We start from the raw sequence: 8,610 nt of genomic DNA on the forward strand, positions 1-8,610 counted from the left end.
TCGCCGAGGAAGATCAGGAAGAACCAGCGCGACATGTAGAAGGCGGTCAGCACCGCGGTGACCAACCCGATGATGTAGAGCGGCAGGTAGCCGTGCACGTACACCTCGGTGAGGATCTGGTCCTTGCTGAAGAAGCCGGCGAAGGGGAACACCCCGCTGATCGCCAGCCACGCGGTCATCGACGTCCAGAACGTGATGGGCATGGCCTTGCGCAGCCCCCCCATCCCCCAGGCGTCGGTGCGGTTGGCCAGCGCGTGCATGACCGACCCGGCGGCCAGGAACAGCAGGCCCTTGAAGAACGCGTGGGTCACGAGGTGGAAGATGCCCTCGCGGAACGCCCCGACCCCGACGGCCAGGAACATGTAGCCGAGCTGCGAGACGGTCGAGTAGGCCAGGATCTTCTTGATGTCGTCCTGGCGGATCGCGATCAGGGCGGCCATCAGCGCGGTGAGGCCACCGATCCACCCGATCACCTGCATCGCGTCGATCGATTGGACCAGCACCGGAGACATGCGGACGGTGAGGTAGACGCCGGCGGTGACCATCGTGGCGGCGTGGATCAGCGCGGACACGGGCGTCGGACCCGCCATCGCGTCCGGCAGCCACACGTGCAGCGGGATCTGCGCCGACTTGGCCGCGGCACCTCCGAGGAGGAGCAGCACCAGCGCCGTGGCCGCACCGGGCGACAGCGTCCCGGCTTCGGGGAACATCTCGGTGAAGGTGAGGGTCCCGAAGGTCGCGAAGGCGAGGAACATCGCCACCATGAACGACACGTCACCGACGCGGTTGGTGATGAACGCCTTCTTGGCCGCGGCCGCGTACTCACGCTTCTCGAACCAGAACCCGATGAGCAGGTAGGACGAGAGCCCGACCAGCTCCCAGCCGAGGAACAGCGTCAGCAGGTTCGCGCCGAGCACCAGGATCAGCATCGAGGCGAGGAACAGGTTCAGGTAGGCGAAGAAGCGCTCGTAGCGCGGATCGCCATGCATGTACCCGAGCGAGTAGAGGTGGACGAGCAGCCCGACCCCGGTGACCACCAGCAGCATGACGCCGGTGAGCTGGTCGACCTGGAGGTCGAAGGTGACCTGCAGGTCCCCCGCGGCGATCCAGGTCGGCATGGGCCGGATGTGGGTCGCCGGCTCGGCCACGATCTGGACGAAGATCGCGATCGACAGCAGGAAGCTGACGGTCGCGGCGCCGATGGCGATGAAGGCTGCGGACTCGCGCAGCGCCTTGGTCGCGAGCAGCACGGCGAGGAAGCCCAGCAGGGGGACGACGGGGACGAGCCAGGCGAACCCGATGGCCCCCGAGGTCGTCTGGACGACCTCGTTGACAGCGGCGGGAGCGCTCTCCGCGGCGAGCAGGAACGTCACGTCAGGACCTCAGCAGCTGGGGGACGTCGACGTCGAGCGTCCCGCGGCGGAAGAAGAGGTTGACGATCAGCGCGAGGCCGATCACCACCTCGGCCGCGGCGACAACGATGACGAAGAAGACGAAGACCTGGCCGTCCGCGCCACCCCACATGCGGGCGGCAGCAGCCAGGGTCAGGTTGACCGCGTTCAGCATGAGCTCGATGCACATGAACAGCACGATGGCGTTGCGGCGCACCATGACGCCGAGCAGCCCCGTGCAGAACAGCAGCGCGGAGACGACGAGGTAGTACCCGATCGGCACGGCTCAGCCCTCCCGTTCGGGGGTGTCGCGGTGGGGGTGGCTGTCGTCTCGTCCTCGAGGCGCAACCGAACTGTCGTCGCGACCACGGTCGAGCTCGGGGTCCTGGCCTGCGTCGCGCAGCTCGGGACGGTCGCCCTCGACCCGGGCGTCGGAGTGCTCGGACACCGCGTCGAGGTCGGCGGCCAGGACGTCGGCGGGGACGTGGGTCCCCCCGGAGCCGATGGGCGCGTCGTCCTCGTCGTCCGGCTCGGGGTCGCGACGGCGGCCGAGGAGGGTCGCGCCGATGGTGGCGACCGTCAGCAGCAACGCGGACAGCTCGAACGGGAAGGTGTACCGCGTGAACATCCGCTCCCCGAGGAAGCTGACCGACCCCTGTTCCTCGCCGGCGAGCGCGTCCTCGAGGCCGATGCAGGCGCCGCCGGCCGTGGTGGTCGCGCCCTGGTTGCAGAGCGACGCCTCGCCGGTGTACGGGCCCACGATCCCCACGAGCAGCGCGCCCGCGAGCAGCGCGACGGCGGCGCTGGCGAGGATGGCGTTGCGCTTGGAGGTGACGCTGAGCAGGTCGTCGCGGTCGATGCCGAGGAGCATGATCACGAACAGGAACAGCACCGTGATCGCGCCGGCGTAGACCAGCACCTGGATGATCGACAGGAACGTCGACTCGAGCGCGAGGTACAGGCCGGCGATCGCGAGGAGGTTGAGGACGAGCATCAGCGCGCCGTGCACGATGTTGCGCATCGTGATGACCGCGAGGCCGGAGCCGAGCGCGAGGGCGGCGAACACGTAGAAGACGATCGTCTCCGCGGTGCTCGCGTCCGTGGCCGCGACGTCCGCGGCTTGGGCCAGCAGCGTCATCTAGCGCACCCCTCGCTCGGACTCGGTCGTCGCCCCGCGCTCGGGGTGCTCAGGCATCGTCTCGGTCCCCACGGTGGCGGGGTCGGCCGGGTCGGCGTCGGTGCTCGGCAGGTCACCGGTGGGGACGACCTGAGCGGCACGGGCGGACGGCGCGTGCTCGGCGGGCTCGTAGCGGCCCCCGGTCAGCGTCGGCGGGGTCACCGCCAGGCCACCGTAGTAGTTGAGACCGCGCGCCCGGACCTCACGGTCGCGGTGGGGGGTCTCGTCCCCGCCCTCCGGGAGGACCGCGAGCAGGTCACCCTTGGTGTAGATGAGCTCCTGTCGGGTCGCAGCCGAGAACTCGTAGTCGTGGGTCATCGTGAGGGCACGGGTCGGGCACGCCTCGATGCAGAGCCCGCACAGGATGCAGCGGTTGTAGTTGATCTGGTAGTCCTCGGCGTACCGCTCGCCCGGCGAGTAGCGCGCTTCGACGGTGTTGTTCGCGCCCTGGACGTAGATGGCGTCGGCGGGGCAGGCCCACGCGCACAGCTCGCAGCCGATGCACTTCTCGAGGCCGTCGGCGTACCGGTTGAGCTGGTGACGACCGTGGAAGCGCGGCGTGACGGGGCGCGGGTCCTCCGGGTAGGAGTGGGTCTCGACCGGGCGCACCATGTTGCGCAGCGGGACCGAGAACCCGCGTCCGATCACGGTGCGCGTCAGGAACAGGTAGACGACACCGGCGAGGACGAGGAAGCTCAGCAGGGTGATCAGGGCGGAGGGCATCAGCGCGTCACCTCCTTGCGGTCGGCGTTCGGATCCGCCGGGTCGCCGACGTCGAGCTCGGGTTCACCCACCGGGTCACCGTCCGCGTCGGTCGGCCGCTGCGCGCCGCCACGGGTGCGGGCCGGGGCGGGCTCACCGCCACCGGCCTCCCCGACGAGCGCGAAGAGCAGGATCAGGCCCGCGAGGACGGCCAGCGCGATGCGAGCCCCGTTCGGCAGGCCGCCCTCGACCTCCTCGATGAGGACGAAGCCGGCGGTGACCATGGTCCACACCAGCGCGACCGGGATGAGCACCTTCCACCCGATGTCCATGAGCTGCTTGTAACGCACGCGCGGGAGGGCGCCGCGGAGGGTGATGAAGAACAGGACGAAGAAGCTGACCTTCAGGGTGAACCAGAACACCGGCAGGAGCGAGGTGAACGGCTCACCGAGTCCGAACGTCGGTCCGTTCGGCCCGCCGAAGAACAGGGTGACCACGACCGCCGACATCGTGACCGCGGCCATGAACTCGGCGAGCATGAACATCGCGAACTTCATGCCGGAGTACTCGGTGTTGAACCCGCCGACGAGCTCGCCCTCGGCCTCGGCGAGGTCGAACGGCGGCCGGCCGGCTTCGGCGACCATCCCGACCACGAAGACGAGGAAGGCGGGGAACAGCGGCACCACGTTCCAGCCGGGGATGCCCTCGATGCCGAACAGCGCCTGGTCCTGGCCCGCGATGATGTCCGACACGCGCAGCGACCCGGTGTAGATGAAGACGCTGGCGACCGCCAGACCCTGGGCGATCTCGTAGCTGACCATCTGCGCGCTCGAGCGCACCCCGCCGAGCAGCGGGTAGGGCGAGTTCGAGGCCCACCCGGCCAGGAAGGTCGAGTAGACGTGGATCGAGCCCATCGCCAGGAACCACAGGATGCCGACGTCGAGGTCGGCGACCACCAGCGGGAAGGTCTCACCGAAGAGGGTGACCTGACCGCCGAGGGGGATGACGGCCATCGACAGGAAGCCGGCGATCACCCCGATCAGCGGCGCGAGGATGAAGATCGGCTTGTTGACCATCCCCGGCGTGACGTCCTCCTTGAAGAACATCTTGGCGCCGTCGACCAGCGTCTGCATCATCCCGAGCGGGCCGACACGGTTGGGTCCGAGCCGGGACTGCATGCGCCCGAGGATGCGTCGCTCGCCCCAGATCAGCAGGGCGGTGAACAGCAGGAAGTAGACGAACACCGCGACGGCTCGCACGAGGTCGACCCAGAACGGGTAGGTCTCCATCACCCGGCCACCTCCACGGTCTCGTCCTCGTCGGCGCTGGTGACCGCGGTCACCGTGACCCGCGTGCTGCCGTCCGCGGCGGCCAGCGACCGCACCGAGGTGTCGGTGGAGTTCGCCGGTGCGCGGACGACGCCGGGGACCACATCGTGGCCGACGCGCGCCCGCAACCGGACCTGTCGCCCGTCGGCGGCGAGCTCGACCTCGTCCCCGTCGCCGATGCCGAGACGTTCGGCGTCCGTGACGTGGACCGCGACGTCGGGCTCGCGGGCGGTCGCGAGCAGATCGGTCGCACCGGCAAGCATCGTGCCGCGGTCGAGCAACGCGGGCACCGCGACCAGCTCGAGCGTGCCGTCGTCGCCGCCGTCCGCGTCAGCCGCCGAGGTGTCGGCGTCGGCCGCTGGAGCGCCGGACGCGTCCGCGGAGGTCGGCAGGGGGTGCGCCGTCGGGCGGGCACCGAGGGTCTCGATCTCGGCGCGCAGGGCGTCGAGGTCGGAGAACCCGAGGTCGCGACCCTGCATGGCCGCGAGCTGCACCAGGATCTCCCAGTCCTCCTGGACCAGGTCCGGGCCGTCGACCGCGCGGGCGAACCGTTGCGTGCGGCCCTCCCAGTTGGTCATGGCACCGGCGCGTTCCTGCGTGGCGGCCGCCGGCAGGACGACGTCGGCGAACTCGGCGACGGTGGCGTTGAGCGCGAGGTCCTGCGCGATCACCAGCTTGGCCTTCGCGAGGGCCTTCCGCGCGAGCTCGGGCGACGCCGCGTCCCGCAGGGGGTCGACACCGATGAGGTGGAGGACATCGACCTTGCCGGCAGCAGCGTCGGTCAGGATGGCTTCGAGGTCGCGACCGCGCTCCTGCGGCAGCTCGCCCCAGACCGCCGCGACGGCCGCACGGTCGTCGGCGTCGTCGAGCCGGCGGCCACCGGGCAGCACGCCCGCGGCGAGGCCCGCCTCGAGCGCGCCCCGGTCGCCAGCGCGACGCGGGACCCACGCGAGCTTGGCGCCGCAGGCGTCGGCCAGGGCTGCGGCGGCGGTCAACGTGCCGGATGCTGCGCGTTCGCCGACGAGCACGACCGGAGCGGTGTCGGCATCGCGCAGGGCGGCGGCGACCTCGCTGAGGTCCTGCCCACCGCCGGTCAGCTCGGAGGTCAGCGCGGCCAGGGCGTCGGCTGAACCGCCGGGACGCGTCCCGATCCGGCGCCACGCGAGATCCCACAGCGACCCGAGCGAGGGGCCGACCGAGACCAGGTGGGCCAAGGAGTTGCGCCACGCCTTGCGCAGGCGCAGGTGCAGGATCGGCACCTCCTCCTCCGGGTCGAGGTCGACGACCAGCGTCACGGGCGAGGCTTCGACGTCGGCGTAGGTCGCCCCGTCACGCCCGACCAGGGCAACGAGCTCGTCGGTCTCGGCGGGGTCGGCGAACCGCGTACGGAAATCGAGGTCGTCGCTGCCGAGCACGGTGCGGACGTACTTGGCGACCGCGTAGGCGTCCTCGTCCGGCAGGCGGCCACCGGTCAGGACCGCGACGCGACCCGCGCCGGCCTCCTTCGCGTCGGCGAGCGCTGCAGTGACGGTCGTGAGCGTCTCGGACCACGTCGCCTCGACGAGGTCGCCGCCCCGCCGCAGGCGCGGCGTGGTGATGCGCGTGTCGGCCGTCAGGTGCTTGAAGGCGAAGCGGCCCCGGTCGCAGTTCCAGGCCTCGTTGACCGCGAGGTTGGTCCGCGCGAGCTGGCGCTGGATGTCCCCACGACGCGACTGGACGGTCAGCGAGCAGCCGGCCGAACAGTGGTCACAGACCGAGGGGGTGGTGACCACGTCGAACGGGCGCGCCTTGAACCGGTAGGAGTTCGAGGTGAGCGCGCCCACGGGGCAGATCTGGATGATGTTGCCCGAGAAGTAGCTGTCGTACGGCTCGTCCTCGTACATCGCGACCTGCTGGAGGGCGCCGCGTTCGAACAGCTCGATGAAGGGATCGCCGGAGATCTGCTCGGAGAACCGGGTACAGCGGGCGCACAGCACGCACCGTTCCCGATCGAGCAGCACCTGGGCGCTGATGGCCACGGGCTTGAGGTAGCGCCGCTTCTGGTCGATGAAGCGCGAAGTGTTCGTGCCGTTCCGGAGCGACTGGTCCTGCAGCGGGCACTCGCCACCCTTGTCGCACATCGGACAGTCGAGCGGGTGGTTGATCAGCAGGAACTCGAGGGTGCCCTCCTGGGCCTTCTCGGCCACCCGTGAGGTCAGGTGGGTGCTGACCACCATGTCCGGGGCCACCGGCATCGTGCAGGACATCACGGGCTTGCGCTGCCCCTCGACCTCGACCACGCACTGCCGGCACGCGCCGACCGGATCGAGGAGGGGGTGGTCGCAGAAGCGGGGCACGATCGTCCCGAGCTGCTCGGCGGCGCGGATGACCAGCGTGCCCTTGGGCACGCTCACCTCCTGACCGTCGATGGTCAGGGTGACGTCGTCCTCGCGCTCGGGGCGCCCCTGCTTGTCGTCGGGCTGCTCAGCCATCATCGCGCCTGCCCCGCGGGAGCTGGGCTCGCCGCGGTCGTGATCGGAGCCGCCGCCGCGAGGGGCTGCTCACCCGCACGGACCGGCGGCAGGACGTCGCCGTGGTCGTCGACGCGAGCCTCGAGCACGGCGATATCCCGGCGCGGCTCGCTGGCCCCGAGCGGACACCGGCCCTGGCGGATGTGCTCGAGGTACTCCTCGCGGAAGTGCTTCAGGCTGGACACGATCGGCGAGGTCATCCCGTCCCCGAGCGCGCAGAAGACCCGACCGAAGATGTTGTCGCACAGGTCCTCGAGCAGTTCGAGATCCTCGACGCGCCCCGTGCCGGTCTCGATCCGGTCGTAGATCTGCGACAGCCAGTAGCTGCCCTCGCGGCACGGCGTGCACTTGCCGCAGGACTCGTGCTCGTAGAACTTGGTCCAGCCGCGGACCATGTCGACCACGCAGGTGTCCTCGGAGTACAGCATCAGGGCGCCGGTGCCGAGCATCGACCCGGCCTCCATCACGGCCTCGTAGGTGTAGACGGTGTCGGCCGCGGCCGCCGGCAGCATCGGGGTCGACGACCCGCCGGGACAGAAGAACTTCAGGGTCTTGCCGTCCTTCATGCCGCCGCAGGCGTCGATCATCTCCTGGACGGTCGCGCCGAGCGGGAACTCGTAGTTGCCCGGGCGCTCGATCTCGCCCGAGAGGCACATCAGCTTCGGACCGGCCGACTTCTCGGTCCCCCACTGGCGGTACCAGTCGACGCCGTGGCGCAGGACGAACGGGACGCTCGAGATCGACTCGACGTTGTTCACGGTGGTCGGGCAGCCGTACAGCCCGTGCGTGGCCGGGAACGGCGGACGCAGCCGCGGCTGGCCGCGGCGTCCCTCGAGCGAGTCGAGGAGCGCGGTCTCCTCGCCGCAGATGTAGGCGCCAGCACCACGGTGGAGGGTCAGGTCGAAGCGCTTGCCGGACCCGAGGACGTCGGCACCGAGGTAGCCGCGCTCGTAAGCCTGCCGGATCGCCCGGGTCAGCTGCCGGCCGGCGTAGGCGAACTCACCGCGCAGGTAGATGTAGCCCTGCTCGGCGTTGAGGGCGAGGCCGCCGACGACCATGCCCTCCACGAGCTGGTGGGGGTCGAGCTCCATCAGCTCGCGGTCCTTGAACGTGCCGGGCTCGCCCTCGTCGGCGTTGCAGACGATGTAGATCGGCTTGCCGGTGTCCTGGGCCACGAACGACCACTTCAAGCCGGTCGGGAAGCCGGCGCCGCCACGTCCGCGGACACCGGCCTCCTTGACGGTCTCGATGATGTCCTTCGGGTCCATCTCGAGCGCCTTGCGCAGGCCGACGTACCCGCCGTGCTGCTCGTAGATGTCGATGTCGCCGACGTTCGGGACGCCGTAGCGCTCGGTGAGGGCGATCGCGGCACCGGGTGCGGCGTGCGCGGGGTGCGCGGGGTGGCGCTCACCCTCGCCTGCCGGCTCGGTGGTCGCGGGCTGGTCGGCGACGACCGGGTCGGGTGTCTGGTCGGGCGTGGCCTCGTCAGGCGTGGCCTCGTC

The 8,610-nt window shown here is 70.4% G+C and carries 7 protein-coding genes; all 7 read right to left on the minus strand.

Annotated features, from left to right (window positions below; genetic code table 11):
- Nucleotides 1–1,373 (minus strand): NADH-quinone oxidoreductase subunit L (gene nuoL / locus WEB03_RS00715; protein ID WP_368069055.1); only part of this gene is annotated, 1,373 nt, incomplete at its 3' end.
- Between the two features lies 1 nt (nt 1,374).
- Entirely contained in the window at nt 1,375–1,674 is a 300-nt protein-coding gene (gene nuoK / locus WEB03_RS00720) for an NADH-quinone oxidoreductase subunit NuoK (protein ID WP_368069056.1), read from the minus strand.
- Nucleotides 1,675–1,677: 3 nt separating this feature from the next.
- Nucleotides 1,678–2,529, minus strand: coding sequence for an NADH-quinone oxidoreductase subunit J (locus WEB03_RS00725; protein ID WP_368069057.1), 852 nt, complete (start codon nt 2,527–2,529; stop codon nt 1,678–1,680).
- Nucleotides 2,530–3,180: an NADH-quinone oxidoreductase subunit NuoI gene (nuoI, locus tag WEB03_RS00730; RefSeq protein ID WP_368069059.1), complete on the minus strand. Its 651-nt coding sequence runs from the start codon at nt 3,178–3,180 to the stop codon at nt 2,530–2,532. It lies immediately after the preceding gene.
- A gap of 110 nt (nt 3,181–3,290) precedes the next feature.
- The gene (locus WEB03_RS00735; protein WP_368069060.1) at nt 3,291–4,559 is read right to left on the minus strand and encodes an NADH-quinone oxidoreductase subunit H; all 1,269 of its coding nucleotides are present in this window, start codon (nt 4,557–4,559) and stop codon (nt 3,291–3,293) included.
- The gene (locus WEB03_RS00740) at nt 4,559–7,069 is read right to left on the minus strand and encodes an NADH-quinone oxidoreductase subunit G (protein WP_368069058.1); all 2,511 of its coding nucleotides are present in this window, start codon (nt 7,067–7,069) and stop codon (nt 4,559–4,561) included. The genes WEB03_RS00735 and WEB03_RS00740 overlap by 1 nt, the downstream gene beginning before the upstream one ends.
- Entirely contained in the window at nt 7,069–8,472 is a 1,404-nt protein-coding gene (nuoF, locus tag WEB03_RS00745) for an NADH-quinone oxidoreductase subunit NuoF (protein WP_368069061.1), read from the minus strand. Before nuoF ends, WEB03_RS00740 begins: the two co-directional genes overlap by 1 nt.
- Between the last annotated feature and the right edge of the window lie 138 nt (nt 8,473–8,610).

This window comes from Nitriliruptor sp. (assembly GCF_040882075.1).
GTDB lineage: Bacteria > Actinomycetota > Nitriliruptoria > Nitriliruptorales > Nitriliruptoraceae > Nitriliruptor.